The organism is Gilvimarinus sp. 1_MG-2023 (assembly GCF_030548285.1).
In genome coordinates this window covers 181,538-206,920 of record NZ_JAUOSC010000001.1, presented here as the reverse complement: position 1 = coordinate 206,920, position 25,383 = coordinate 181,538, and the positions used below count along the sequence as shown (strand labels likewise).

The following is a 25,383-nucleotide window of genomic DNA, read 5'->3' as shown; positions in this document are numbered from 1 at the left end:
TTTCCTACTGCGCCGACTCCGGCACAGGAGGGGTCGATCGATAATCGTCTGCTCGCTGTAGTTGATAGCGCCGAACAGCGTCATTATGTTCTGCCAAGGTCGTTGAAAAGCTGTGGGTACCATCACCACGGGCCACAAAATAAACTTCAGTCCCCTGCTCCGGGTGCAAACTGGCGTATATCGACTCTTGGCCTGGCATTGCAATCGGAGTGGGCGGCAAACCATTAATGGTGTAGGTGTTATAGGGTGTTGGCCGCCTTAAATCAGCTCGCCCTATGCGCCCTTTATACATTGCTCCCATCCCATAAATAACGGTTGGGTCTGTCTGTAAGCGCATTCCCTGCCTCAGCCTGCGCACAAACACACCCGCTATTTTTTGCCTCTCCCAGGACGCTCCGGTTTCGCGCTCGACGATCGAGGCCATAATCAGTGCCTGATACGGACTGTCATAAGGTAAGCTTTGCTCGCGTGCCGTCCACAGATCATCTAATGTGGCACGCATTTTTTTATAGGCACGCTGCATAATTTCGACATCGGTAGTGCCCGCAGTGTAGTAATAGGTATCAGGGAAAAACCAACCTTCGGGATGATCGATGGGTAGCTGCAGCATAGACAGCTGCGTCTCAACGGGCCTTCCACTCAGCAAGGACGTTAACTTAGGCGCTCGTGATAACGCCTCTACCGCTTGAGCAAAGGTCCAACCTTCAATTAAGGTAATACTGTGCTCAACCACTTCACCGCGATGAAACAATACTAGTAACTGAGCCGGTGTTGTGCCGTGGGCAATTTTATACTCGCCAGCTTTTACTTGCCCCTGACCGGTGGCTCGAGCAAAGTAGTATAAAATACGAGGGTGCTTTAATACTTGTTGCTGGCTTAAATCGGTAACAGCGTGACTTAAGCTGCTGCCTTGTTTTAGCTCGTATACCATTCCAGCAGGCGTCAACGACAGCGGCGCATACAGCCATTGGGTGAAATATTGATAGGCACCAAAGCTAGCAGCGGCTGCCGCCAAAATAGCCAACAAAATAAGTTTACGTATAACACCAAGCGCCACCCGCCCCACTTAGCACCTCCGCATGGGTGACAGTAATTGCTGGCTCGCCAGAAACTGCTCCAGAGCAGCTTGCAAATTTTGTACAACAGGGCCCGAAACATATTGCTGCAAAGAGCCACCCTCTGAATTAAGCACATCCACCACAGGTACAATTCCCACATTACTGTTACATAAGAATATTTCACTGGCACAGATCATTTCTGCCTGCGTGAGCGGGGCCACTCTAGTCGGTATACCTATCTTCGGCGCCACTTCGTTTAATATCACCTGTCGCATAACACCACAGACGCCAGACTCGCTTAAATCTGGTGTTATTAACACATTGCTATGAGCGATAAAAATATTGTGCGCAGTCGCCTCAACAACCTCACCGGCCTGAGTCAACAGCAGGCCTTCATGAATAGTATCGTCAGACCACTCAGAGCGCGCGATAACGTTTTCCAGTCGGCACAAATGTTTCAACCCCGCCGTGGCGGGGTTCTGTGCAATCGGAGTATGGCAGAGTCGAACACGATAGCTTGAGGACGGCGGGATAGATGCAGGGTAATGAATGATAACGGTGCAAGCGCCGCAGATTCCCGATGCTCGATAGCCTCGCCCGCCGTCTTGGCGTGTAACAATAACCTTTAGAATCCCCGAGCCTGACGTATCGTCTAGGGCACTTTGGACAAGTGACTCTAACGTTGAACCAGACAGCTCAATACCCAGACGGGCTAAGCCATCGATCATACGCGCTCTATGCCAGGGCCAAAGCGCAATACAACCACTCTCAAGGCGGCAGGTTTCAAACAAACCATCGCCGTAAGCTAGACCGCGATTGAGGGGCGATAGGCGCTTATCACGTACCCCATCCACCCAAACTACTGGAGCTTGATTCGCGGTCACTGCAAAAGCCTACCCTGTGGAATTATTGAACCTTGGAGAAGATCAACGACCCGTTGGTTCCGCCAAAGCCAAATGAGTTACTCAGCACCGCTTGGATTTCTCGTTCTTGCGCGGTGTGTGGCACGAGATTGATATCGCAACCTTCATCTGGGTTATCTAGATTGATGGTCGGCGGTGCTACCTGATCCCGAATAGCTAACACACTAAAGATAGCTTCAACGGCACCAGCAGCGCCCAACAAGTGACCGATCATTGATTTGGTTGAACTAACCGCAACCTGATCTATAGCCGACTGCATAACCGTTTTAACCGCCTGACACTCGGCCTTATCACCCGCTGGCGTAGAAGTGCCGTGAGCATTAATATAATTGATGCTCGCAAGTTCAATACCAGCGTCGTTGATGGCGTTTTGCATCGACAGAGCCGCACCCGCACCATCAGCTGGTGGCGATGTCATGTGGTAAGCATCGCCACTCATGCCAAAACCGACCAATTCGGCGTACATTTTTGCGCCACGAGCCTTAGCGTGTTCGTATTCTTCAAGCACTAGCACACCAGCACCATCGCCCAACACAAAACCATCGCGGTCTTTATCCCAAGGACGGCTGGCCGCCTGGGGATCATCGTTGCGATTAGACAATGCACGAGCCGCCGCAAAACCACCCAAACCGACCGGAGTTGTTGCCATTTCGGCACCGCCTGCCAGCATCACATCGGCATCGCCATACATAATAGAACGTGCCGCCAAACCGATACTATGAGTACCCGTAGTGCAAGCTGTAGTGACTGCTAGATTCGGGCCGCGCAGACCGTAAAGAATAGAGAGGTTGCCGGCAATCATGTTAATAATGGCGCCGGGTACAAAAAATGGCGACATCCGGCGCGGACCTTTATGCTCTACGACCAAGGTGCCATTTTCAATGGTACCTATACCACCAATGCCAGAGCCAATGGAAACGCCCATGCGAGCACTGTTACTCTCGCTGACCTCCAAGCCGCTGTCACGCATCGCCTGAATACCTGCCACCATCCCATACTGGATAAAAGGATCCATTTTGCGGGCGTCTTTGGTTGGAAAGTAGCCTTCAACAGAGAAGTCTTTCACTGAGGCGGAAAACTGTGTGGCAAATGCCGAAGCATCAAAAGTGGTGATGGGAGCAACGCCACTCTTACCATTTAAAATACCAGACCAAGTATCGTTTACGGTGTTACCCAGTGGGCTCACCATGCCTAGGCCAGTAATGACAACTCTTTTGCGCGACACGAAACACATTCTCCATGCACAGGTAATTAACCCACGCCGTCACTTTATTGTAAAAGTGAACAACGATGAAAAGAAAAAGCCGTACTATTTTGCAATAATACGGCTTTCGTACAAATCTGGAATCAAGAAATTCGCAGATTACGCCAGGTTGGCATTGATATAATCGATGGCCAGCTGAACAGTGGTGATCTTCTCGGCTTCTTCATCCGGAATCTCTGTTTCGAACTCTTCTTCCAAAGCCATTACAAGCTCTACTGTGTCCAGTGAGTCCGCGCCTAAATCTTCAACGAAAGAAGCCTCGGCTTTCACTTCATCTTCTTTAACGCCCAGTTGCTCAGCAACGATTTTTTTTACGCGTTCTTCAATGCTGCTCATGATCTAATTCAACTCCTAATAGGTAGTATCGACGAAACCGTCACATTCAGAACCACTGTGGCGGTTCCATATTATCTACGGCGAAATCGACGCGCATTTTACATCTATTTCGCCTGGTTGTAACGCAAAGGGTAAAAAAACTTTACCCTTTATTATTTATTCCAATAATATCAATGAGTTACAAATCTCACTAACACATATACATGCCGCCATTTACCTGGATTGTCTCACCAGATACATAGCCGCCTGCGTCAGATGCTAAAAATCCTACCACAGCGGCGATCTCTTCGGGTTTACCCAAGCGCCCCAATGGAATTCTTGTTAACAGGTCGGCTTTTTGCTCTTCCGGCAACACCTTAGTCATATCAGTATCAATAAAGCCAGGTGCAACCGTATTAACCGTAATACCACGTGAACCTACCTCAGCGGCCAGTGAGCGTGCAAATCCTGCCACAGCAGCCTTGGTGGCAGCGTAGTTCGATTGACCAGCATTGCCCATAGAGCCGACTACCGAACCGACATTGACGATGCGGCCCCAGCGATTTTTCATCATACCGCGCAACACGGCCTTACTGAGACGATAAATGGCACTTAAATTTGTATTAATCACATCGAACCATTGCTCATCCGTCATGCGCATCAATAAGTTGTCTTTGGTGATACCAGCATTATTCACCAGTATTACAGGCGCACCATACTGCTCATTCACTGCCGAGAGCAAGTTTTGCACTGAATCGGCATCGGTCACATTGAGCACCATACCACAGCCTTGATGGCCCGCCGCTTTTAGTGTTGCAGAGATAGCCTCAGCCCCTTTTTCAGAAGTGGCTGTACCGATAACAATCGCCCCCTCTTTACCTAAATGATCGGCGATTGCAGCGCCGATACCACGACTAGCACCAGTAACCAAAGCTACTTTATTTTCTAAACTCATAATGTTATCTCTTGTAAAACTTATTCTATTGTCGACAACGCTTCGTCAATATCTTTAGGTGACTCCAAGCCGGCCGCCGCCAAAGAGCGGTTAATACGTTTGGCCAAACCCGACAACACTTTACCCGGCCCACACTCTAGCGCTTGAGTTACACCCGCATCCACCATCACATTGACGCAATCCACCCACAGCACTGGCGCATAGATTTGCTCAATCATAAGCGCTTTTATGCGCGCCGGATCCGACTCGGTTTTCGCGTTGACGTTATGCACAACTGGCACATTGGGGGCACTGAACTCTGTCGCCTCAACCAACTCAGCCAGTCGATCCGCCGCCGGCCGCATTAGACTGGTGTGAAACGGCGCACTCACTGGCAACGGCAGTGCGCGCTTAGCCCCCGCCTCTTTGCACAACTCCATGGCGCGCTGCACGGCATCAGCGGTACCTGCGATAACCACCTGCCCTGGGGAGTTGAAGTTTACCGGACAAACAACATCGCCCTGGGCCGCCTCACTACACGCCTTAACAGTAGCGTCGTCATCCAAACCAATAATGGCAGCCATAGCCCCCCGGCCTGCAGGTACAGCTTCTTGCATAAACTTACCGCGCTGACGGACCAGATTAACCGCGTCAGCAAATGCGACCACACCAGCACAGACCAGTGCAGACCATTCACCGAGGCTGTGGCCTGCCATAAAGGCAGGCTGGGCACCGCCGCGCTCGCACCACACACGCCAACAGGCCACACTGGCTGTTAACAAGAGCGGCTGCGTGCACTCAGTCATATTGATCTCATCTTGCGTGCCGTTTTGCACACGGTCCCACAAGTCATAACCGAGAACCTCGCTGGCTTCGGCGAAAGTTTCTGATACCAATGGGTACTCGGCGGCGAGCTCACTCAACATACCAATTTTTTGTGAGCCCTGACCGGGGAAAACAAAGGCCAGATTTGCAATGGTCATAATTTTCTCTTTTGTTTATCTGCAAAAAAATGTATTAATTAGCCAGGTAAATGATGGTTAATCCTGGCCATGCCCCCTGATTGCTAAAACGACAGCTACTAACAATCTAAGGCGCGGCTAATTTTGTTGGGAATATCTAAGCCTGCTTGCTGTAAAGCTAAATTTAACGCGTTAAGGGTTGCCTGTACTTGCGCTCCGCCATGGCTTTTTATAACGGTTCCCTTAAGACCTGCCAGAATCGCGCCATTATACGCATCTGGATTCAGTTCGCGACGCCAATGCCGCAAAATGGGCCAAAGCATCAACCCGGCCAGCTTACCGGGCCACCGGCTAAAGCTTTTTTCGATGCGTCGGGTTATTAAGCGAGCCACCCCCTCACTGGCTTTCAGTGCGACATTGCCACTAAAGCCATCACAGACAATGACATCCACCTTGCCGGTAAAGATATCATTCGCCTCTACAAAGCCAACATAATTCAGCTCACTCAGCGCAGACAACTGCTGGGCTGCCTGTCGAATCGCAGCGGTACCCTTGCCGGGCTCTGTTCCGATATTTAACAGTGCTATGGTCGGTGTAACGCTACCCGGACCAATACTTTGACCGCGCGCCAACACATTGCCCATACGTGCAAATTGAATCAACTGATCAGCATCACACTGCACGTTACCACCCAGATCGAGCATAAGAGTTGACCCTTGCTCGACAGGCATCGCCTTACAAAAGGCCGGCCACTCAATATCAGCCAAGGTGCCCAACTGGCGACGGGCAAGTAACATCAGCGCACCGCTATTGCCCGCACTGACACAGGCCTCAGCCCGACCACTGGCCACAGCCTCTAATGCCTCAGCCATGGAAGAGCCCTGAGCCGTACGCAGTGCAGTTTTGGGGGCGGCATCCATCGCTACAACCCCTTTGCAGTCATGCAATGAGATATTAGAAGGTAGCTGGGCAGGCAGAAATTCGTTGAGAGCGCTGACATTGCCATATAATTGCAAGTGCGCACTGGGGGCAGACTCGGCGAAAGCGAGTGCAGCAGGAATAGTAATACGGGGACCGAAGTCCCCGCTCATCGCATCAAATGCCAATCTTATTGATTCAGCCAAGGTTGAATCGACTCATCGGCTAGACAAGCTTACTCGTCTGATGCAGTTTCGATAACCTTGCGACCACGGTAGAAACCGTCAGCCGTTACGTGGTGACGCAGGTGCTTCTCACCACTGGTTGGATCAACAGACAAGGTTTGTCCGGTCAACGCATCGTGAGAACGACGCATTCCACGCTTGGAACGGGTCTTTTTACTTTTTTGTACAGCCATGATTAACTCCTATATAACAAAAAACTGAAGCTGGGGCGCCTCGGGTAGTTAAACTACTTTTTCGGCGTTCCTTTAAGTTGCTCCAGAACTTGAAACGGGTTTTGCCTGGGCCCTTTAGCCCCGACCTCTTCGGCAGACTCACTAGAAAAGCGTTCCCGGGGGACACACTGTTCTGCGTGATAGGCTACCTGCGGCAAATCCAACAGCACTTCTTCTTCGACAATATCGTAAAAGTCGGCCTGGCCTTCGCCTACTATCCAAGGGTCAATCGAACGCGGTAACGCTTTCGCCTGATCCTCGCTCCACACAATACCTACATAGATTGTGCTGCTTATCTCGTGCTCCACAGGCTCCAAACAGCGCTGGCAAATTAAATTGACACAGCCCTCAATTCGCCCATCGAGAACCCGCTTACCTTCGTCACTAATACCGAAAGACAAGCGAGCATGGATTTTACCCTCGCCATCAACCACCGCAGCTCTTAAACGCGGCAGTGAGTCAAGCGCCAAATAACCGGTCAGCTCTACACCCTGCTGGGCGTACTTGCGAGGATCTCCCCGCCGCGGCAATGACTTACTCGTAGTTGCTTGAGACATAAGCGCGCAATAATAGGGATACAACCCCAGTCTGTCAAAGGGAAATCGCCCTAAATTCTTAAATTTAACCCGGTTTTTGCCACATTCCAGTGCCTTTGCTCAGTGACAAAGGCAAAACACAGAAAAAAAGCATGATTTGTTACAATAACCGGCCCTGCTACAGAGACTACTAAACCAATGCGCTCCATTATACTCGCCTCCAGCTCCCCCTACCGCGCCCAACTCTTAAAGCGCCTGGGCTTGCCCTTTCAAGCCCTGTCGCCCGAAGTTGACGAAACAGCCCGAAGCACAGAGACACCTGCGGCACTGGCCCAGCGCCTCGCCTGCGACAAAGCCTGTGCACTGGCGAGCACCCACCCTGACAGCTTAATTATAGGCTCCGACCAAGTGGCCTGCCTAAACGGCCAAGCAATGGGCAAGCCGGGCACCCATACAAACGCACTACTGCAGCTCAAAGCAGCACAAGGAGAATGGGTTGATTTTCATACAGGCGTATGTGTCTACGACAGCAAAACCGGACAGGAATACAGCAAACTTGCCACCTACCGCGTCAAATTTAAATCATTAACCGAAAAGCAGCTCGACACCTACCTAACATTAGAGAAGCCGTACGATTGTGCCGGAAGCTTTAAAAGTGAAGGACTCGGAGTTACCCTGTTTGAACAAATGGAAGGTGCAGACCCAACAGGTTTAATCGGACTGCCACTGATCACTCTGACATCTCTATTAACTCTGGCCGGTATCGACCCACTGAGCCCCAAGCCATCAAAATAGCCGGCAACCGAGCTTACATGTAACAATTATTGTTCAAGAGGGTTGGTCAAGCGCTTCCAACTGAGCAGTTGAGAAAAACAATCCATACACAGGGCCGGCTCATAAGGGATCAAACGATCGCGAACATGAGCCCCATAAGATACAGCAATTCGATCCATACCAGCCCGTCGCCCCATCTCCATATCGTACTCGGTATCGCCAATGATAACCGATACCTCTGGCCCCATGGCAACTTCAGCCATTAATTGATCCAACATCAATGGATCCGGTTTCGAGGCAGTCTCATCCGCGCAGCGACTGGCATGGAAAAAGGTTTCCAACTCCAGAGCTTTAAGCACCCTATCCAGGCCGCGCCGGCTCTTGCCCGTTGCCACGGCCAATATATGCCCCTGTTGACGCAATTGATGCAAGGTATCGAGCACTTTAGGATAGAGCTGAGCCGGGTCGGCCTGATCGATCAACGTGTAATGCTCACGGTACGCATCGCGCAGCGCGGCGGAGCTTGCTGTATTAATACCGGGGTAAATACGCTCAATTGCCTCGGGCAGCCCCAAACCGATGATATTGCGCACAACCTCGGCCTCTGGGCGCTGCCAGCCGATATCCTCGGCAGCGCGCTGCATTGCTAACACAATAGTGGCAGTGGAATCGCTGAGCGTTCCATCCCAGTCAAATATAAAGAACAACGATTAACGCTCCTGCAGCTTTTGAATAAACAAGGCCAGATCATCCGCCAGCGGCGCCTCCACGGTGACCCGACCGAGCTCATGAGGCAGATGGAACGTTAATGAACTGGCGTGCAGAAATAAACGCTTGGCGCCGAGCTTACGCATTTGCAGGTTCACCTCATCGCGTCCGTACTTCTCATCCCCCAGCAATGGGCACTGCTTATATTGGGCGTGCACACGAATTTGATGGGTACGCCCCGTCACCGGGCGCGCCTCCAGCAAGGTAAAACCCTCGTAGCGTTCAAGCACCTTAAAGCGGGTCAAGCTGTGCTTGCCATCGGAATGCACCTTAACAATACGCTCTTTACCGCCAGCCAAGTCAAGCTTTAACAAAGGGGCCCTTACCTCGGCTGCACCTTTAGGCCAGCGCCCTACAGCCAGCGCCTGATACACTTTAGTAATCGAATCGGCGCCAGCTGTTTTTTCTCGCAGACACTGCTGCAAATGACGCAAATAACTACGCTTTTTTGCAACCATGATGCATCCCGACGTGTCGCGATCCAAACGGTGCACTAATTCAAGGTAGCGCGCCTCAGGGCGCAACTGACGCAATGCCTCAATTAACCCCAAGTTCACACCACTGCCGCCATGCACAGCTATACCCGGGGGCTTATTAATCACCAACATACCGTCGTCTTCGTACAGTACGGCTTCGCTGAGCTTGCGCCCCAACCCCTGAGTTAATTTACCCGGCGGGGTGCGTGCGGCCACCTTAATGGGCGGCAAGCGAACCATATCCCCAGCCTTAATACGGTAGTCGGCTTTAATCCTGCCTTTATTGACCCGCACTTCCCCCTTGCGCAGCAATTTATAGACATGGGTACGCGGCACACCTTTAAGGCGCGCCACAAGAAAATTATCAATTCGCTGTCCAGCAAGATCGGCATCAACCTCTAACAGTTGCACACGAGCAAAACGGTCATCGAGCGAGGGGGCGGGTTTTGAATGGCTTGTCATAAGCGTTAGTTTACCAGCAAACCCGCCCCAGCCGGAACGCATAAGCAAATAAAGATTTGCTGCAACTTGTTATAGCTGATATATTCGAGCCAGCTGGGACAGGCAGGTTTCCGGACATTGCATTTTTAGGCGTGTCGCGAGGGAATACCGCTGCCAGCTAACTGGCACCGACTAAGATGAGTATTAAGGGGCCACAAGAAAGCAATTGAGCAGGTGCGACGCGCGCGCAGAGCCATCAAACAGGCTTAGCCGCAGCGCGAACACCCAAACCATTGCGCAGCTGGCGCAATGCGATTGATCCGCTAAACGTGTTTTGTGAATTACCAAGCCGGACGCTTGCAGAAATGTACATCGGAGAGAACGCCTCTCCTGAGCACACAGTTAACGGCCCTACTGGCCTACTGCACCGAAAAGGCAAACGTGACGTACCGGGAGCGCCCGGACATTAGGTTAACCGACAGAATATTGACATTTCAGCCCGAAGAGCCCATCGCCTCTGGCTGACGACGAAGTTCAATAAGAATTCAATCGATTAGCCGCCGAGCCTTGACTGGCTTGGCGCGACAACACAAGACACTCTAGCGTTGATGAGTCGCTGGGCTGCTGCGCCCAACAAAGTAAGACTAGGAAACGCATGAAAAGAATGCTGATTAACGCAACTCAACCCGAAGAGTTGCGCGTTGCACTGGTTGACGGCCAGTGGCTGTACGACCTCGATATCGAAAACCGCAATCGCGAACAAAAAAAGGCCAATATCTATAAAGGCCGCATCACACGAGTCGAACCCAGCCTAGAAGCTGCCTTCGTCGACTACGGCGCTGAACGCCACGGCTTTCTGCCCCTGAAAGAAATTTCCCGCGAATACTTTGCCAAATCTGGCGATTCAGACGGTCGCGTCAAAATCAAAGAGGTGGTTAAAGAAGGCACTGAGGTTATTGTTCAAGTTGATAAAGAAGAGCGTGGTAACAAAGGCGCTGCCCTGACAACTTTTATCAGCCTAGCCGGCCGCTACCTGGTATTAATGCCTAACAACCCCCGCGCAGGTGGTATTTCGCGCCGCATTGAAGGTGAGGATCGCGCCGAACTGCGCGATGCCCTCAGCCACATCGAAATCCCCAACGGCATGGGCATTATTATTCGCACAGCCGGTGTTGGCCGAAGCGCCGAAGAGCTCCAGTGGGACTTAAACTACCTACTGCAACTGTGGGAATCCATCGACAAAGGCGGCAAAAATTCAAGCGCCCCCACTTTCTTATTTCAAGAAAGTAACGTCATCATTCGCGCCATTCGAGACTACCTGCGTCAAGACGTAGGCGAAGTCATTGTCGACAATAAAGAATCGTTTGAACTAGCCTCCGGATTTATTCGCCAGGTGATGCCTAACTTTGGCAGCCGGGTAAAACTTTATGAAGATGATATCCCGCTATTCAATCGCTACCAGATAGAAAGTCAGATAGAAACCGCCTTTCAGCGCGAAGTGAAATTACCGTCCGGTGGCTCGATTGTTATCGATGTAACCGAAGCTTTGGTATCAATTGACATCAACTCTTCACGCGCCACCAAAGGCGGAGACATCGAAGAGACAGCCGTTCAAACCAACTTAGAAGCGGCCGATGAAATTGCCCGCCAATTGCGCCTGCGCGACATGGGCGGCTTGGTAGTAATCGATTTCATCGATATGCAATCCACCCGCAATCAGCGCGAAGTAGAAACTCGCATTCGCGACGCCCTATCCATGGATCGCGCTCGTGTTCAAATTGGTCGCATCTCTCGTTTTGGCCTGCTGGAAATGTCACGCCAACGATTGCGCCCATCACTGGGCGAAGTGCACTCCAAACCCTGCCCACGCTGTAACGGTCAAGGTACTATTCGCGGCACGCGCTCACTGGCACTGTCTATTTTGCGACTGGTCGAAGAAGAAGCGCAAAAAGAACGCAGTGCAGAAATTCGGGCAATTACGCCCATGTCTGTGGCGACTTATTTGCTCAATGAAAAACGTAAAACGATTTTCAGTATCGAGCAGCGCAATAATACGCGAGTCGTTATCGTACCCAACGGTGAAATGACCACTCCGCATTTTGAAGTACAGCGCCTGCGCGATGACGACGACGGCACCTTGGAAACCAGCTATAAAATTGTTGCCAGCGACGAACATCACGAGCACGACTCTACCTCTGAAGAGCCGCCTGTGGCACTGCCGAAACCTTTAGTGCAGCCTACAGCACCCGTTGAACAAGCACCGGCTCCAGTCGCCAAAGCCCAACCTGGTCTTATTGCACGCTTAATTTCATGGCTGCAAGAGGTATTTGCCGACGAAGAGAAGGAGAAAAAGGAACAACCCAAGGGCAAAGGGCATAATCGTAAAAACAACAATCAACGCTCACGTCGTGGCGGCAAACAACAAAACCGCAACCGTCGTGGCAGCGGTAAAAACGATGAGCGCGATTCGCAAGCTAACGCCAAAACCAAAGACACAAGCAAAGGCAAAGCGAATAAGCCAGAAAAAGACAACGACGACAACCAAGGCAAGCAAGAGCGCAGCGACAACCGCTCTAACCGTGGACGCCGTGGACGCGGCCGCAATCGCAACCGCGATCGCGATGATAACCGCACCCAGCAAAACGATGCCGAGCCGACAAAACAAAACCAAAGCGATGAACCACAGGCCGCAGCAGTGGCCGACAAAGATGAACAGCGCCCAGCGAAACGCCCCTCGGGCCGTCGTCGCAATCAGCGCCGTCGTCGTCGCGATGGCGAAACCGGCGACACGCAAAAACAAAATGCGAATACAGAAAACAATGCGCCTAACGAAAAATCAGCCAATGAAAAACAAGGCGGCAACCGCAAAGACAGCCCCGCAAACGACAAAACCGACAGCAGAGCGGATAACAAAGGTAAAGTGCAAACTCACGTTACAAATACTAACGATGAGCAAAAACCGGCCCAGCGTAATCCAACAGAAGCTAAACGCGAGGAAAATCAAAACCCCGCTCCAGAAGCTGCCTCTGTCAGTAAGCAAGAAGCTCCTGCACACAAAGAGTCAAACGCCTCTAGTGAGCAAATTAGCGCTACACCGGCTGACACTAAGCCAAATGCTGAGCAAACCAACAATGCACAGACTGAGCAGAAACCTACAGCCAGTGCAGAGGTAGAGTCTAAGCAAAACAACGCCCAGGCTACTGAACCTGCTCAAGCTGAAGTTGAGCAGGCTTCACCGGCTGATGAACAAGCACCATCGACCGATCAACAAGTCTCAGCCCCTGCAGCCGAAGCTGAATCAACCACCTCAGACACACAAGCGGAAAGCGCCTCGCCTACAACTGAGACGGAAAAGTCGGCTGATAAGACGGATACATCTGGAGCAGAAAAAAACCAAACCGTGCAAATTGCCAATAAAAATGGCGGGCAAGAAACTGCCCGTGTTTTTAGCAGAGCGAGCAATGATCCACGCACAAGCCCAAAACCCGTGCAGCAGATTCGCATCCAGACGGAGAAACGCACCACGCCTCTGCCCCGGGCATTGGATACCAGCAAACCGTCGAGGGTTATTCACAATCCGCGTAACCTGACACGCCCCGCTAATGACCCACGCGTGGCCCAAAAACAAGGCGACTCAAGCCAATAGAGTACAGCACCTGGCCGACTTCTCGGCCAGGTGCTCAGTCCTTGTACAAATAACCGAATAATTATGCAAGTGTAAGAAAAAAAAGGTTTTTTTAGGATTTATTACTTGCCAGTCCTAAAATCCCATGTATAATTTGCCCCACTTCGGAAGGGTGGCTGAGTGGTTGAAAGCACCGGTCTTGAAAACCGGCGTAGGTTAATAGCCTACCCAGGGTTCAAATCCCTGCCCTTCCGCCATATTGGCTCTAACGAGCAAAAAAAAGCGCCTTAATTGGCGCTTTTTTTATGCTTAAAATTTCTTTACCAACCCTTGAAGAAACTTATCCTGCAACCCCATATCTAATACTGTAAATACACCGGAAATCATTGCATTGCTTTCCCAAGGTTGTATGATTACCCTAACTTTTGAGTAATTGGAGCATTCTGAATGGAACATATTCGCACAGCACAAACCGCTATACCGGAAACTACCGAAGTCAGCCGTGTTTTGCGCAACACCTATCTTTTATTATCAATGACTTTAGCGTTTAGCGCGTTAACAGCGGGTATTGCTATGGCCGCTAATATGTCCCACGGCGCCGGGCTAATCATGTCCCTAGTCGCTATCGCTCTGGTGTGGTTTGTACTGCCCCGCACGGCCAACTCATCCGCAGGCTTAGTGGTCGTTTTTGCCTTTACCGGCTTAATTGGCGCCAGCTTGGGTCCCATGCTGAACTACTACCTAGCTCTTGCCAACGGCACCTCCATTGTATTACAAGCACTCGGCGGCACCGCTTTTGCGTTTTTGGGCTTGTCCGGTTACGCCTTAGTTACCCGCAAAGATTTTAGCTTTTTACAAGGCTTTGTGGTTATGGGTGTTATGGTAATGATTGGAGCCATGCTGCTTCTGATGGGCGCCTCCTTATTTGGCTACCACCTAGAAATGCTCAGCCTTGCATTCTCGGCCGGTGTGATTATTTTGATGTCAGCCATCATTTTGTTTCAAACCAGCAACATTATTCACGGCGGCGAGCGCAACTACATTATGGCCACAACCAGCTTGTACCTAGCCATCATCAATATTTTCACCAGCCTGCTGCACTTACTGGGTGCGGGTGAAGATTAATCAATTAGCTCCGCCAACGGAAAAGCCCCTAATGGGGCTTTTTTAATGCCCATGAAATTTACCGTTGTTATTTTAGGCGCGCCCGAGGGTAGCCTCAGTAGTCGTTCAGCACTGGAATTTTGCCGCGCATTGCTGGAGCAAAATCATCAAATTGAGCGTTTGTTTTTTTATGCTGACGGCGTTCATAATGCCAGCTCGCTGATCGCCCCGCCTCAAGATGAAGCCGACCTCCCCGCCAGCTGGTCTCAATTAATTAACGAATATAAGTTGGATGCCGTGGTTTGCATTGCCGCTGCATTAAAGCGCGGCATTCTGGACCACAACGAGCAAACACGCTATGAAAAAAATGCCGCCAATTTAGGGGCCTGTTTTAGCCTTAGCGGTTTAGGCCAGCTAATTGCCGCCAGTTCCGTCAGCGACAGAACCATAACCTTCGGTAGCTAACTCAATGAGCCGTATTCTCTGCATCAGCCGCCACTCACCTTATCAGACCAGCAGTGCCTGTGACGCATTAGACGCGGTGTTAGCCGCCGGTGCCTTTGATCAAGAGGTTTCCTTACTGCTTATGAATGAAGGCGTGTGGCAGGCCCTCAAGAACCAACAGGCATCGTTACTAGGGCGCACAGGCATCGGTAAAAAAATGGCAGCGCTGCCACTTTTCGGCGTGAAGCAAGTTTATATCCACACTCCCTCTTTAACTCAGCGCGGCCTAACACGTGACTCCTTACACCTAGATGCCGTACAATTAGTAACCAACAATGAAGTTCGCACCCTGATACAACAGCATGATCAGCTATTGAGTTTTTAATGAGCACACTGCATACCGTCAATAAATCTCCATTTGAGAACAACTCACTTACTTCTTGCTTACAGCTTTGTAGTGGTGAGGATAGTATTTTATTGATAGAAGATGGGACCTACGGGGGGTGCGAAAGCTCTCCCTGCCGTGAGCCGCTAACGCGTTTAATGGAAGATGGTATCAACGTGTATGTACTGGAAAACGATGCCAGCGCTCGAGGCTTACATACTTTTCTGCAGGGAGTGGAGCTCGTTGATTACCCAGGCTTTGTAAAGCTCTCCTGCACACACCAGTGCATCCAGAGCTGGTATTAAGCAATGTCTTGCGACCTCCCCCCCCTTGATAAAGACGGCTATCTTTTGCAGTTGTCGAGCTGGAGCCGGGACATAGGCGAGCAATTAGCGCGCAATGAAAACATTGAGCTCACCCAGGCCCACTGGGAGGTAATTGACACGGTACAGGCCTTTTACCAAGAGTTTGATTTAGCCCCGGCTAGTCGAGCATTGGTGCGCTACATCCAGCAAAAGCTGGGGCCAGAAAAAGGCCGCAGCCTATATTTACTGTCTCTGTTTCCACCACACCCGGCCCTGATTATCGCTAAAATTGCGGGCCTACCCAGGCCCGCCAATTGCTTTTAGACAGATCAGTGTTGCTTTTCACGGCGATACTCTTTGGTTAATTTGACCACGATACCAGACAGTAAAACCAACGCAATTAAATTGGGGATGGCCATTAGACCATTAAGCACATCAGCCACAATCCAAATAAAATGTAATTTCGCTGTTGCGCCAAAATAAATCGCCAACACCCAAACCACACGAAAAGGCACAATGACCCGAGGGCCAAATAAGAACTGGGCACAACGTTCTCCGTAGTAACTCCAGCCCAGCAAGGTGGTAAATGCAAACAAAACAATGGCTAAAGTAATGACCACCTCACCATAGGGTATACCTACTGCAAAGGCGGCCTGCGACATTTGCGAGCCTTTCGCCACACCACTCCAGACACCTGTCGCCACAATAACCAAACCTGTAATCGTACAGACGACAATTGTATCGATAAAGGTGCCCAGCATCGCGATCACCCCCTGCTCAACTGGGCTTTTGGTTTGCGCTGCAGCATGGGCAATAGGTGCACTACCCAGCCCTGCCTCATTGGAGAAAACCCCGCGTGCCACACCGAACTGAATCGCCAACGCAATGCCTGCGCCCGCAAAACCGCCTGCGGCCGCGGTACCATTAAACGCACTATTAATAATAAGCGCAAAGGCATCTGGTACTCGATCAGCCACAGTAATCAGTACAGCTATGCCACAAAAAACATAAAGCAACCCCATTGCAGGCACCAACTTACCAGCCAGTTCCGCAATACGCTTAACGCCCCCTATCAGCACGACAAACACGAGCACCATCAACGCCAAAGCCGTCGCCACTTTAGGAATGTGCCAATTGCCATAAAGCGCGTCAGCCACGGAGTGAGCTTGCACCGTATTACCTATTCCAAACCCCGCCATACAGCCAAAAAAAGCGAACGCAGTGCCCAGCCAAGCCCATTTTTTCCCAAGCCCGTTTTTAATGTAGTACATAGGGCCACCCACGTTGTGGCCATTAATATCGCAATCGCGATAATGTACGGCACAAACCGCCTCAGCGTATTTGGTCGCCATCCCCAGCAGTGCCGTGCACCACATCCAAAAAAGCGCGCCTGGGCCACCAATACCAATAGCAGTCGCAACACCGACAATATTGCCCGTGCCAATCGTGGCAGACAGTGCCGTCATAAGAGCGTTGAAAGAGGTTACCTCTCCCGGCCCACTACTTTTTCTGCCGCGCCAAAGAGTGCGAAAAGCTGCCGCAGCATTCACAATGGGGAAAGCAGCTAGGCGAACCATCAAAAAGGCACCGGCCAGTGGCAATAGCCAGAGTAGAAACCACGGCCCCCAAATAAAATCTCTTACTACAATGAATAGATCTTCCATTTTATATTCGCCGTTATAATTCGTTTTTGTACGGAAACAGGCCGAAAACCCCGCCGGTATGAATAAACACTATCTCACGCTGTTGATGACGCCCCTGAGCGAGCTCCTCCAACATGCCATAAAAGGCCTTGCCAGTATAAACCGGATCCAAAACCAAACCATCAGAGCGAGCCAGATCTCGGATTACCGAAAACACTTCGGGATAACCTATAGCATAACCTGGGCCAATATAGTCATCGACGATCATCGGTGGATGTGGCAGCGACAGACCGCTATCGACAAAACGCGCTTGAGCGGCCTGAATGTCAGCCTTGACTCGCTTTGCGAAATACTCGGCACTATCGCAAACGGCCACACCTAACACCTGAGCACCAGGACTGAAATGATTCAACCCTGCGGACAGCCCCGCCAATGTGCCCCCTGAGCCGGCTGCGCACACGACCAACGGGCTGTGTATGTTGTGTCGTTCGAAATCCAGGGCTAATTCGCGCGCACAGGCCACGTAACCCCATAAGCCCACGTCATTGCTCGCACCCGTAGGAATTGAATAAGGTTGGCTGCCACGCGCTTTGACCACCTGTTCAGCACGGAGAAATAACTGCGGTAAATTGGCATGGTATTCAAGGGGGGAGTAAATTTCGATCTCGGCACCAGCCAGCTCACTGAGCAGCAAGTTACCATCGGAGCTGGCCGAATTTTGCTCACCTCGTAAAATAAGTCGACAACGAAGTCCGTATTGGGCCGCGACCAGAGCCGTAGCCCGACAGTGATTGGACTGCAAGCCACCACAAGTTATCAATGTATCGGCGCCCTGACGCAGGGCATCGGCCAAGATAAACTCTAATTTTCGAACTTTATTACCGCTGAGCACCGAGCCGGTAAGATCATCGCGTTTACACCACAGACGTATATTAGGGCTTTGCTTCTGCCTATAGCGTAATGCTTGCAAAGGTGTGGGGCACTGGGCCAGAGGGATTGAATCTGGGAACTGCAATGGGGAAGGCATCCCGATCTCCACTTAAGGGTTTAAACCATTATAGGGGGATCGGGATCAGGACTAAAGATCAGATGCTTTTGATGGTGCCCTTAGGCAGAACGGCATGCACCGCCACCTTTTGAAACTTCAGCTCCACAGTGCCGGTTTCCAACACGATATAACTATCATCTACTTTTACAACCTTGCCTAGCATACCGCTGGTAAGCAGAACTTCATCGCCCTTTTGCAGACTGGTCACCAAGTTTTGGTGCTCTTTTTGACGCTTGCGCTGGGGTCGAATTATCAGCAAGTACATAAACAGGAACAAACCACCGAACATCAACAGGTTAATGTACATTGGGGCACCCTGCGGAGCGGCCTGTGTCTGCGCAACGGCAGACTCGAATAGAAAACCCATGGAAAACCTCTCAATTTAAAAAGGCGTAACTCTACCCTGTTTGCCGATATCAGGCAACGCTAGGGGCAACATGAGGCCAACTAAGCGCCCACAAAAAAGCCGGGACACGCCCGGCTTTGGAGTAATAACAACGCTAGGATTAAGCGTAATCGCGAAACAGCTTGCGAAACACACTGGGAGATAAATTCGTCCAGCGCTTGAATGCGTTGGTAAAGCTTGTTCGATCGGAAAAATCCAGTGCCGTAGATACCGCATCAACGCTCATATGATCGTCAATCAAATACTTAATAGCGTAGTGAAACCTTAAGCTATCACGCAACTGTGCGAAACTGGAATCTTGTTGCTGTAACCGCCGTTGTAGGGTGCGCTTGGATAGGTTCAGGTCGTCGGCAATCTGCTCAATCGCCATCGGCGAATGGCCAATACGCTTATCGAGCGCCTCGACAACCCGAGCTGCAACACCATCCACTTGGGGTATTCTCGCTAAAACCACATACTCGTGAAAGGAGCGGATGCCAGAGCGAGAAAAACCTTCCTCGTCTGCGATCTGTGGACCTAATCTTTGCAGCTGAATCATTGGGGCTCTCCTTGTGCCATTAGAGCATTCGATCATTTTGCGATCAAAATGTCTCCAATGAATATAGAGGCATTTCAGGCAAGTGACAATGCTTAATGGCGCATTTTTAAGACTAGTTTCGCCAAAGCTCGAGCATTATTAGAGCCGCTTGGCATATAAAACGTTTTATTGGGCTCCAGAGCATACTACTGGTGGCTCGTTCTAAGGCCATCTTGGAATAATAGCTTGCGATTATAGGCTATTTGGTGAATTCTGATAAAATCGCCCCCGCTTTTTCCAGACTTTTGTGAGACATATCACACTATTAATGGCGGCGTTTATAACTTTGTGTTATTAGGCGACAAAAATAATCATCACTCATGTACTTATAGTAAACGATCCAGCTCAGTCAACAGGTCTTCATGATGTGTTTTGGTTTTAAATTTATCCATCACTTGTAATAGCTTGCCATCTTTACCCACAATAAATGTGGTTCTGATCAACCCCATAAATTCTTTACCCATAAACTTCTTCAAACCCCAGCAACCGTATTTGTCGGCAACTTTGTGATCCTCATCTGAGAGAAGATCAAAGTTTAACTCGTGTTTATCGATAAACTTGGGTAGCCGAGCAACAGGATCAGGACTGACCCCCAGCACTACCACATCACGATCATCCAGCTCTTGTTTAACATCACGAAGAGCGCAGGCTTGTGTGGTACAACCTGGGGTTAATGCTTTCGGGTAAAAATAGACCACAACATTTTTCTTGCCCCGAAAATCTTTTAAGCTGATTTTTTCATCGGCTTGATTTTTCAAACTGAAAATTGGGGCTAGATTACCCACTTTGGGAAAGCTCATTACAACTCCTTAATCATCTTGGTTGGCACTGTTATTTAGCAATTCAAACAAGGCCGACTTTTCTTCTTGCGTAACAGGTGAACTACTCGCCACTTTGCGCTCTTCCACACAAACGCAATTACGCCCTTGATTTTTAGCTTGGTACAATTGTTTATCGGCCGCAGCCACAAGCTGGTCTGGCGTTACACTGCAATCTGTGGAAAACAATGTACAACCCAAGCTCATGGTGACGGTTAATACAGAGCCGTCTTCGGCGCTTATTTGTTCAGCGGCTACCGATTTTCTGACCCGCTCGGCCACTCTTTGTGCTTGACGCAGATTGGTGCCAGGTAATATAAGCGCAAATTCTTCACCGCCATAGCGACAAGCCACATCTAGCTTGCGCAAAGTACGATCGATGCAACGCCCCACGCCCTTAAGAACCTCGTTGCCGAGTTCATGACCGTGAGTATCGTTAAAGTGTTTAAAATGATCGACATCGCCAATCACAAGTGCCATTGGCTGACCACTTCGCCTGACCCGCTCCATCTCATTGGTTAAGGTTTCACAGAAGTGCCGGTAGTTAAATAATCCCGTTAAGGCGTCGGTGCGGGCAATGGTTTGCAGGTCGTCGATTTTTTTGCGCAGACAAAGCACCTCATCCCGATAGGGACAACTGGGTCCACACACCACACAATCTTCATTACGATCAGCTTTATCAGTCATTCATGTTAATCGCGATAGCGTTTGGTTAAGTCTTGGTAGTCATCAATACGTCGATCGCGCAAAAATGGCCATATACGTCGCACATCTTCTGAGCGTTGCAAGTCTATGTTAACCACTTGTGCTTGCTCAGTCGCATCCAATTCGGTTAAGAATTCGCCTTGAGGCCCTGTCACAAAGCTGTTCCCCCAAAAGTCTATACCTTCACCGCCGGCAGGGTCGTCTTCATGTCCAACCCTATTCACGCTAATCACCGGCAGGCCGTTGGCAATAGCATGAGCACGCTGCACAGTAACCCAGGCGTCTTTCTGACGTTTTTTCTCGGCGGGGTCATCCGATGGACACCAGCCAATAGCCGTTGGGTAAATAAGTACTTGAGCCCCCGCCATTGCCATTAGTCGAGCCGCCTCGGGAAACCACTGGTCCCAGCACACTAATATCCCCAAACGCCCAACCGATGTGTCAATTGGCTCAAAACCCTTATCGCCTGGGGTAAAATAAAATTTCTCGTAAAAGCCAGGATCGTCAGGAATATGCATTTTACGGTAAGTGCCCGCGATATCTCCATTACGCTCTAGGACCACGGCTGTATTATGATAGAGACCCGCCGCACGCTTCTCAAACAGTGAGACCACAATGACCACACCCAACTCTTTGGCCAACACACCTAATACATCCGTTGACGGGCCAGGAATGGGCTCTGCTTGATCAAACTGAGTTACATCTTCTTGCTGACAAAAGTACAACCCGCGATACAGCTCCTGCAGCACAATCAACTGCGCCCCCTGATTTGCCAATGCACGAATGGTTTGTTGGGTTTTATCCATATTGGCGTTGAGGTCAGCGCTGCACGTTTGCTGTATAACCCCAACTTTTAAATTATTCACCATCGACCACTCCTACCGGTAGCTGCATAGTAACGCAATGTAAGCTGCCATGTTGCTTAATCAACACACGGCAATCAATGCCTATTATGACAAAATCCGCGAAGGCGCGCCCGATCACCTCCAGAGCTTTTGCATCATTCACGTCATTATAGGTTGGCACCAATACCGTCTTATTTACAATTAAAAAGTTTGCATAAGTAGCGGGTAGCCGCTCGCCTGCTTGGTTGAATATGGCTTTGGGCCAAGGCAAGGCAAATAATCGATAAGCCTGCCCCTTGGCGTTACTGAAGGTTTGCAGCTGCGCCTGCATTTGGTTCAATTCGATAAAGTGTTCATCTGTAGGATCATCGCAGGTCACATACAACAAAGCATTATTAGGGCCAAATCGCGCCAGAGTATCAATATGGCTGTCAGTATCATCCCCGGCCAAATAACCGTAATCCAGCCAATTAATTTTTTTGGCTCCTAAGCTTTTATGCAATACAGCCTCAATTTCTTGACGTGAGTATGTGGGGTTGCGGTTAGGATTTAATAGACATTTCCCCGTGGTTAGCAGGGCGCCGGTTTCATCTACTTCGATAGCGCCACCTTCTAAGACAAAAGGGCTGGCCTCCACAGGAACTGAGAACACACCCTGAGACGCCAGCGTACCGGTTATTTGATTATCCAAATCCGCCTCGTACTTCTCCCCCCAACCGTTAAATGTGAAGTCCATGATTTTAAAGGAGCGTCCATCACTGACCGAGAGCGGGCCGTGATCGCGCGCCCAGGTATCATTGCTATTAACAGGGTAGAGTTTGAACTGGTTGACGGTTAAACCCTGCCCATCTAATTGAGTGAATATGTGCTCGTGTAAAAAGGCCGGAGCTGCCACTATCAATTTTGCAGATTGACATATAGCGCGGGCTAACTGAGCATAAACTAGCTCCGCCTCAGATAAAATGGGCTGCCAATCGGTGTCAGCATGAGGCCAGGTCAAGAGCACCGCCGCTTGCGGGCTCCATTCGGGTAATAATTCAAATTGCGTCATAGCCTTTTGCCCACACTGGACGGAGAGTATGCATAACGAGCTTCGATCACTCGCGCTCTTGCGCCGGCAAGACGGTGTGTTTGGATAAGCTTGATGCCTTCTTTAGCGTTAGCTCAGGCTTTTCGCCAACCCATAAAATAAGTTTAACTGTCTTATGAGGAAACTTTACCCGCTCTTTACGGTGCGTCAACTCAAGCGTCAGGTAATGCTTGCCGGGCTGCTGAACCAATACGTTTAAAGTGAAGGGCAGCTCTCCTCGACGAACCGGAGAAAAACGCTTAAAGACGCCATCGTACAAAGTAACTGCATTATCGGCTGTGGCAGTCACCTCAAGCTCACCCGCATCTAAACCGCTAAGCAGTGGTGTCTCAAGTTCAAACACCTCCCCCATCGGCACTGTATATTCAGAGTATTTAATCGCTACATTCATTGAGGGCTTACCCACTGGTGAGTGCAATGATTTTGCCGTGATTATAGGCAAGGCGCGACTGATCGGTTTCTTGTCTAGACTTAACGGCGACTGCCCTCTCTCACAACCGTAGAGACCCCAAACACACACCACTAATAAACAAATTTTGCTTACAATATTCATAACCTATCCCTTAAGGTAACTGGGCCAAAGTAAGATCAAAACAAGATGCCTCGTTACTGTCGCTATGAGCATTCCAATCTTGCACCGATACGACATAAAGATTTCCATTGACCAGAGAAAAACTATTGCTCTCGGCATCAACCTCGGCCGAATATCCCTCAGCGATCGACTGGCCACGTAGGGCGACAATAAAATCGGGGTCGGTGGCTCTGGCCGCGGGACTGGTCTTATTTATATCCAACCGGTAGGTTCCGGTCACCGTCGGTTGAATTGTGAAATACACCCAGGAACCCAATTTATTAGAGCCTTGCGATGTACCGTTAATTTGGGTACTACATACATTAGTGATTGAGCCATCGGTGGGTAGAGTTTTATAAATTGGCAACGCATTAGGGGTGCCACCATCATTGGTTTCACCCAGCGCAAAGGCATCCGTCGAATGAATGGTTTCGGCATTATAAAAACTTTCAAAACTCGATAATTTAGTCGGTTCAACGTTGGACAACACATCGGCAAAGGTAAAAATACTTAAATGCGCCTCACTATCGCGGTAGTGCGGGGAACTTAACACATCAACAACCGCGTCAAACCCGCCAGTCGTTTGTGAGAATCGATAGAGAATACTTTGAATGGAAGATTCGTTAAACCAACCGCTGTCTGAGTAAGACCCCGCTGCAATATCAAAGCCACCGGCAAACCCTTGCTGAGCAGAATAAGTATCCAGATAGAGGGCATCTGCCAATACATGCCCAGCAATGGCATTACCGAACCCTTCAGAGAAAGCTACTCGCATATCTAACTTATCACTGCCACTGTGAGAACCGCCGACCGAATCTTGCCGATTGGCAAGCTTATCTTCTAAATAGTGCGCCCACTCGTGGGCCACCACATGCTGATCGTACTCATCGGTATCATTATCTTCGTCACCAAGAATATAAATAACCGAATTGGAGTAAAAACTGGTGCCGATGTCGCCACTGGTTAATGCACCATTGGCAGTTTTATTCAGAGGCGACCAACGCAAGCGCGAGACGGGTAACTGTAAATTAGCATCCGATTCCAACAGTTTTGTTAAGGCATCATAGACTGTATCGAGGATGGCAAATGGGGCAGCAGACCTGACATCACCATAACTGTTGCCGGTCCAGCCAGACGGCGCGTGTAAATCGCGATTGGAATGGGAACTGCCGGAATTAAACAACGCCCCTTCCAGCACATACAGTGCATTATCATTGGTGTTATCTTCCACCCGTAAATGCCAACGCGGCGTACCTGTGCGTTGTGATCGTGCCTCAACCTGAATTTTAACCAAGGTATTGGCATCGATGGTGAATGAGTAGCTGCCCGCATCATTCGTTTCGGTATTTGCCAATATTTGGCCCGATGAGTCCACCAAATTAACAACAGCGGCGCGCACTGGTTGCTCATAAGTGTTGGCATAATCTAAACCGGTAGACGTAACAGGAACCCTATCGTAGGTCACGGTGCCGGTGATATCGACCTCGGCTGAACTGCTCGACGCACTGGATTGAGCACTACTGCTGGTAGAGCTGACTGAGGAGCTTGTTGAACTACTAGCAGCAGAGCTGACCGAAGAGCTGCTGATGGCAATAACACTGCTGCTGGATGAACTACTTACCGGCACACTACTGATACTCGATGACAACGCACTGCTGCTCGATACACTGGCGCTAGAATCGCTCGACAGACTGCTACTGCGGGCTGAGCTCGACAGTACAGAGCTCGATTGTACTGAGCTGGACGACCCCACACTGGACTGTAACGAGCTGAATTGCGTAGAGCTGGTTTGGATTGAGCTTGACGAGGTCGATCCCACAGGGGGCGCGCCCCCATCGCTACCGCCGCCGCAGGCAGCTAACACTAGAGTGGTCAATATTAACAGTGATTTTATATTCATCCTTGAATCTCGCAGTCGGAGCATACAGATTTCCCAGTCAGAAATAGAGCAGCATATAAGATATAGGCAATCATAACGGGCAAAATAGACC

29 protein-coding genes and 1 tRNA gene are annotated in these 25,383 nt (G+C 50.1%); 9 read left to right on the top strand and 21 right to left on the bottom strand.

Annotated elements, in window-relative coordinates; genetic code table 11:
• Positions 1–4: 4 nt before the first annotated feature.
• The 9 genes from mltG to Q4563_RS00860 all read right to left on the bottom strand — a co-directional run bounded on the left by mltG (position 5) and on the right by Q4563_RS00860 (position 7,388).
• Positions 5–1,057, bottom strand: a complete 1,053-nt coding sequence (mltG, locus tag Q4563_RS00900; protein WP_303603298.1) for an endolytic transglycosylase MltG — start codon at positions 1,055–1,057, stop codon at positions 5–7.
• Between the two features lie 9 nt (positions 1,058–1,066).
• Positions 1,067–1,942: an aminodeoxychorismate lyase gene (gene pabC, locus Q4563_RS00895; protein WP_303603297.1), complete on the bottom strand. Its 876-nt coding sequence runs from the start codon at positions 1,940–1,942 to the stop codon at positions 1,067–1,069.
• A gap of 22 nt (positions 1,943–1,964) precedes the next feature.
• Positions 1,965–3,206 carry a beta-ketoacyl-ACP synthase II gene (gene fabF, locus Q4563_RS00890; protein WP_215977373.1) on the bottom strand — a complete coding sequence of 414 codons (1,242 nt, stop codon included), beginning with the start codon at positions 3,204–3,206 and terminating at the stop codon, positions 1,965–1,967.
• A 138-nt stretch (positions 3,207–3,344) separates the two neighbouring features.
• The gene (acpP, locus tag Q4563_RS00885) at positions 3,345–3,581 is read right to left on the bottom strand and encodes an acyl carrier protein (RefSeq protein WP_020209685.1); all 237 of its coding nucleotides are present in this window, start codon (positions 3,579–3,581) and stop codon (positions 3,345–3,347) included.
• 190 nt (positions 3,582–3,771) lie between these two features.
• Positions 3,772–4,515: a 3-oxoacyl-ACP reductase FabG gene (fabG, locus tag Q4563_RS00880; RefSeq protein ID WP_215977372.1), complete on the bottom strand. Its 744-nt coding sequence runs from the start codon at positions 4,513–4,515 to the stop codon at positions 3,772–3,774.
• A gap of 20 nt (positions 4,516–4,535) precedes the next feature.
• On the bottom strand, positions 4,536–5,477 hold the full coding sequence (gene fabD, locus Q4563_RS00875; protein WP_303603296.1) for an ACP S-malonyltransferase: 942 nt from the start codon (positions 5,475–5,477) through the stop codon (positions 4,536–4,538).
• 98 nt (positions 5,478–5,575) lie between these two features.
• Positions 5,576–6,562 carry a phosphate acyltransferase PlsX gene (gene plsX, locus Q4563_RS00870; RefSeq protein WP_303603539.1) on the bottom strand — a complete coding sequence of 329 codons (987 nt, stop codon included), beginning with the start codon at positions 6,560–6,562 and terminating at the stop codon, positions 5,576–5,578.
• A 47-nt stretch (positions 6,563–6,609) separates the two neighbouring features.
• Positions 6,610–6,792, bottom strand: coding sequence for a 50S ribosomal protein L32 (rpmF, locus tag Q4563_RS00865; RefSeq protein ID WP_215977370.1), 183 nt, complete (start codon positions 6,790–6,792; stop codon positions 6,610–6,612).
• 53 nt (positions 6,793–6,845) lie between these two features.
• Positions 6,846–7,388 (bottom strand): YceD family protein, encoded by a 543-nt coding sequence (locus tag Q4563_RS00860; RefSeq protein ID WP_215977369.1) that lies wholly within the window; start codon positions 7,386–7,388, stop codon positions 6,846–6,848.
• 177 nt (positions 7,389–7,565) lie between these two features.
• On the opposite strand from Q4563_RS00860, the gene Q4563_RS00855 reads away from it, so the two are divergent.
• Positions 7,566–8,162 (top strand): Maf family protein, encoded by a 597-nt coding sequence (locus Q4563_RS00855; protein ID WP_303603295.1) that lies wholly within the window; start codon positions 7,566–7,568, stop codon positions 8,160–8,162.
• Between the two features lie 26 nt (positions 8,163–8,188).
• Here the strand turns inward: Q4563_RS00855 and Q4563_RS00850 are convergent, their stop codons facing one another.
• Both Q4563_RS00850 and rluC read right to left on the bottom strand, forming a co-directional pair.
• Positions 8,189–8,848, bottom strand: coding sequence for an HAD-IA family hydrolase (locus Q4563_RS00850; RefSeq protein ID WP_303603294.1), 660 nt, complete (start codon positions 8,846–8,848; stop codon positions 8,189–8,191).
• A 3-nt stretch (positions 8,849–8,851) separates the two neighbouring features.
• Positions 8,852–9,847 carry a 23S rRNA pseudouridine(955/2504/2580) synthase RluC gene (rluC, locus tag Q4563_RS00845; protein WP_303603293.1) on the bottom strand — a complete coding sequence of 332 codons (996 nt, stop codon included), beginning with the start codon at positions 9,845–9,847 and terminating at the stop codon, positions 8,852–8,854.
• A 634-nt stretch (positions 9,848–10,481) separates the two neighbouring features.
• Between rluC and rne the strand changes: the two genes are divergently transcribed.
• From rne to Q4563_RS00810, 7 genes are all read left to right on the top strand, one after another.
• A complete protein-coding gene (gene rne / locus Q4563_RS00840; protein ID WP_303603292.1) occupies positions 10,482–13,472 on the top strand; it encodes a ribonuclease E in 2,991 nt (996 codons plus the stop codon).
• A gap of 145 nt (positions 13,473–13,617) precedes the next feature.
• Positions 13,618–13,708 (top strand) — tRNA-Ser (locus tag Q4563_RS00835).
• A gap of 190 nt (positions 13,709–13,898) precedes the next feature.
• Positions 13,899–14,576 carry a Bax inhibitor-1/YccA family protein gene (locus tag Q4563_RS00830; protein WP_215977364.1) on the top strand — a complete coding sequence of 226 codons (678 nt, stop codon included), beginning with the start codon at positions 13,899–13,901 and terminating at the stop codon, positions 14,574–14,576.
• 45 nt (positions 14,577–14,621) lie between these two features.
• Positions 14,622–15,020, top strand: coding sequence for a sulfurtransferase complex subunit TusD (gene tusD, locus Q4563_RS00825; RefSeq protein WP_303603291.1), 399 nt, complete (start codon positions 14,622–14,624; stop codon positions 15,018–15,020).
• Positions 15,021–15,024: 4 nt separating this feature from the next.
• Entirely contained in the window at positions 15,025–15,384 is a 360-nt protein-coding gene (gene tusC, locus Q4563_RS00820) for a sulfurtransferase complex subunit TusC (RefSeq protein ID WP_303603290.1), read from the top strand.
• Entirely contained in the window at positions 15,384–15,689 is a 306-nt protein-coding gene (tusB, locus tag Q4563_RS00815) for a sulfurtransferase complex subunit TusB (protein ID WP_215977362.1), read from the top strand. Before tusC ends, tusB begins: the two co-directional genes overlap by 1 nt.
• A 3-nt stretch (positions 15,690–15,692) precedes the next feature.
• A complete protein-coding gene (locus Q4563_RS00810) occupies positions 15,693–16,013 on the top strand; it encodes a TusE/DsrC/DsvC family sulfur relay protein (RefSeq protein ID WP_215977361.1) in 321 nt (106 codons plus the stop codon).
• Positions 16,014–16,018: 5 nt separating this feature from the next.
• Here Q4563_RS00810 and Q4563_RS00805 read toward each other — a convergent pair whose 3' ends face one another.
• The 10 genes from Q4563_RS00805 to Q4563_RS00760 all read right to left on the bottom strand — a co-directional run bounded on the left by Q4563_RS00805 (position 16,019) and on the right by Q4563_RS00760 (position 25,019).
• Complete coding sequence (locus tag Q4563_RS00805; protein WP_215977360.1) at positions 16,019–17,353, bottom strand: alanine/glycine:cation symporter family protein; 1,335 nt, start codon at positions 17,351–17,353, stop codon at positions 16,019–16,021.
• Positions 17,354–17,366: 13 nt separating this feature from the next.
• Entirely contained in the window at positions 17,367–18,359 is a 993-nt protein-coding gene (locus Q4563_RS00800) for a 1-aminocyclopropane-1-carboxylate deaminase/D-cysteine desulfhydrase (RefSeq protein ID WP_303603289.1), read from the bottom strand.
• A gap of 58 nt (positions 18,360–18,417) precedes the next feature.
• Positions 18,418–18,747 carry a preprotein translocase subunit YajC gene (gene yajC, locus Q4563_RS00795; protein WP_215977358.1) on the bottom strand — a complete coding sequence of 110 codons (330 nt, stop codon included), beginning with the start codon at positions 18,745–18,747 and terminating at the stop codon, positions 18,418–18,420.
• A 139-nt stretch (positions 18,748–18,886) separates the two neighbouring features.
• On the bottom strand, positions 18,887–19,324 hold the full coding sequence (locus Q4563_RS00790) for a helix-turn-helix domain-containing protein (RefSeq protein WP_215977357.1): 438 nt from the start codon (positions 19,322–19,324) through the stop codon (positions 18,887–18,889).
• A 365-nt stretch (positions 19,325–19,689) separates the two neighbouring features.
• Positions 19,690–20,163 carry a thioredoxin-dependent thiol peroxidase gene (gene bcp, locus Q4563_RS00785; RefSeq protein WP_303603288.1) on the bottom strand — a complete coding sequence of 158 codons (474 nt, stop codon included), beginning with the start codon at positions 20,161–20,163 and terminating at the stop codon, positions 19,690–19,692.
• A gap of 9 nt (positions 20,164–20,172) precedes the next feature.
• Positions 20,173–20,868: a GGDEF domain-containing protein gene (locus tag Q4563_RS00780; protein WP_303603287.1), complete on the bottom strand. Its 696-nt coding sequence runs from the start codon at positions 20,866–20,868 to the stop codon at positions 20,173–20,175.
• Between the two features lie 5 nt (positions 20,869–20,873).
• Positions 20,874–21,755: a carbon-nitrogen hydrolase gene (locus Q4563_RS00775; protein WP_303603286.1), complete on the bottom strand. Its 882-nt coding sequence runs from the start codon at positions 21,753–21,755 to the stop codon at positions 20,874–20,876.
• On the bottom strand, positions 21,745–22,782 hold the full coding sequence (locus Q4563_RS00770; protein ID WP_303603285.1) for an agmatine deiminase family protein: 1,038 nt from the start codon (positions 22,780–22,782) through the stop codon (positions 21,745–21,747). The genes Q4563_RS00775 and Q4563_RS00770 overlap by 11 nt, the downstream gene beginning before the upstream one ends.
• Before the next feature lie 46 nt (positions 22,783–22,828).
• Complete coding sequence (locus Q4563_RS00765) at positions 22,829–23,374, bottom strand: LPS export ABC transporter periplasmic protein LptC (RefSeq protein WP_215977352.1); 546 nt, start codon at positions 23,372–23,374, stop codon at positions 22,829–22,831.
• Between the two features lie 10 nt (positions 23,375–23,384).
• Positions 23,385–25,019, bottom strand: a complete 1,635-nt coding sequence (locus Q4563_RS00760) for a hypothetical protein (protein ID WP_215977351.1) — start codon at positions 25,017–25,019, stop codon at positions 23,385–23,387.
• On the opposite strand from Q4563_RS00760, the gene Q4563_RS00755 reads away from it, so the two are divergent.
• Entirely contained in the window at positions 24,979–25,368 is a 390-nt protein-coding gene (locus tag Q4563_RS00755) for a hypothetical protein (protein ID WP_303603284.1), read from the top strand. The two genes, Q4563_RS00760 and Q4563_RS00755, sit on opposite strands and share 41 nt — an antisense overlap.
• Positions 25,369–25,383 lie beyond the last annotated feature (15 nt).

What these genes read in the sequence shown, in the direction of transcription:
- rne (WP_303603292.1), top strand. Translation starts at nt 10,482, where the DNA reads ATGAAAAGAATGCTGATTAACGCAACTCAACCCGAAGAGTTGCGCGTT.
- yajC (WP_215977358.1), bottom strand. Translation starts at nt 18,747, where the DNA reads ATGGGTTTTCTATTCGAGTCTGCCGTTGCGCAGACACAGGCCGCTCCG.
- fabD (WP_303603296.1), bottom strand. Translation starts at nt 5,477, where the DNA reads ATGACCATTGCAAATCTGGCCTTTGTTTTCCCCGGTCAGGGCTCACAA.
- Q4563_RS00805 (WP_215977360.1), bottom strand. Translation starts at nt 17,353, where the DNA reads ATGGAAGATCTATTCATTGTAGTAAGAGATTTTATTTGGGGGCCGTGG.
- Q4563_RS00860 (WP_215977369.1), bottom strand. Translation starts at nt 7,388, where the DNA reads ATGTCTCAAGCAACTACGAGTAAGTCATTGCCGCGGCGGGGAGATCCT.
- Q4563_RS00775 (WP_303603286.1), bottom strand. Translation starts at nt 21,755, where the DNA reads ATGGTGAATAATTTAAAAGTTGGGGTTATACAGCAAACGTGCAGCGCT.
- tusB (WP_215977362.1), top strand. Translation starts at nt 15,384, where the DNA reads ATGAGCACACTGCATACCGTCAATAAATCTCCATTTGAGAACAACTCA.
- tusC (WP_303603290.1), top strand. Translation starts at nt 15,025, where the DNA reads ATGAGCCGTATTCTCTGCATCAGCCGCCACTCACCTTATCAGACCAGC.
- Q4563_RS00770 (WP_303603285.1), bottom strand. Translation starts at nt 22,782, where the DNA reads ATGACGCAATTTGAATTATTACCCGAATGGAGCCCGCAAGCGGCGGTG.
- bcp (WP_303603288.1), bottom strand. Translation starts at nt 20,163, where the DNA reads ATGAGCTTTCCCAAAGTGGGTAATCTAGCCCCAATTTTCAGTTTGAAA.
- Q4563_RS00790 (WP_215977357.1), bottom strand. Translation starts at nt 19,324, where the DNA reads ATGATTCAGCTGCAAAGATTAGGTCCACAGATCGCAGACGAGGAAGGT.
- Q4563_RS00855 (WP_303603295.1), top strand. Translation starts at nt 7,566, where the DNA reads ATGCGCTCCATTATACTCGCCTCCAGCTCCCCCTACCGCGCCCAACTC.
- rluC (WP_303603293.1), bottom strand. Translation starts at nt 9,847, where the DNA reads ATGACAAGCCATTCAAAACCCGCCCCCTCGCTCGATGACCGTTTTGCT.
- Q4563_RS00800 (WP_303603289.1), bottom strand. Translation starts at nt 18,359, where the DNA reads ATGCCTTCCCCATTGCAGTTCCCAGATTCAATCCCTCTGGCCCAGTGC.
- rpmF (WP_215977370.1), bottom strand. Translation starts at nt 6,792, where the DNA reads ATGGCTGTACAAAAAAGTAAAAAGACCCGTTCCAAGCGTGGAATGCGT.
- fabG (WP_215977372.1), bottom strand. Translation starts at nt 4,515, where the DNA reads ATGAGTTTAGAAAATAAAGTAGCTTTGGTTACTGGTGCTAGTCGTGGT.
- tusD (WP_303603291.1), top strand. Translation starts at nt 14,622, where the DNA reads ATGCCCATGAAATTTACCGTTGTTATTTTAGGCGCGCCCGAGGGTAGC.
- Q4563_RS00810 (WP_215977361.1), top strand. Translation starts at nt 15,693, where the DNA reads ATGTCTTGCGACCTCCCCCCCCTTGATAAAGACGGCTATCTTTTGCAG.
- acpP (WP_020209685.1), bottom strand. Translation starts at nt 3,581, where the DNA reads ATGAGCAGCATTGAAGAACGCGTAAAAAAAATCGTTGCTGAGCAACTG.
- Q4563_RS00755 (WP_303603284.1), top strand. Translation starts at nt 24,979, where the DNA reads ATGGCAATAACACTGCTGCTGGATGAACTACTTACCGGCACACTACTG.
- Q4563_RS00830 (WP_215977364.1), top strand. Translation starts at nt 13,899, where the DNA reads ATGGAACATATTCGCACAGCACAAACCGCTATACCGGAAACTACCGAA.
- Q4563_RS00765 (WP_215977352.1), bottom strand. Translation starts at nt 23,374, where the DNA reads ATGAATATTGTAAGCAAAATTTGTTTATTAGTGGTGTGTGTTTGGGGT.
- Q4563_RS00780 (WP_303603287.1), bottom strand. Translation starts at nt 20,868, where the DNA reads ATGACTGATAAAGCTGATCGTAATGAAGATTGTGTGGTGTGTGGACCC.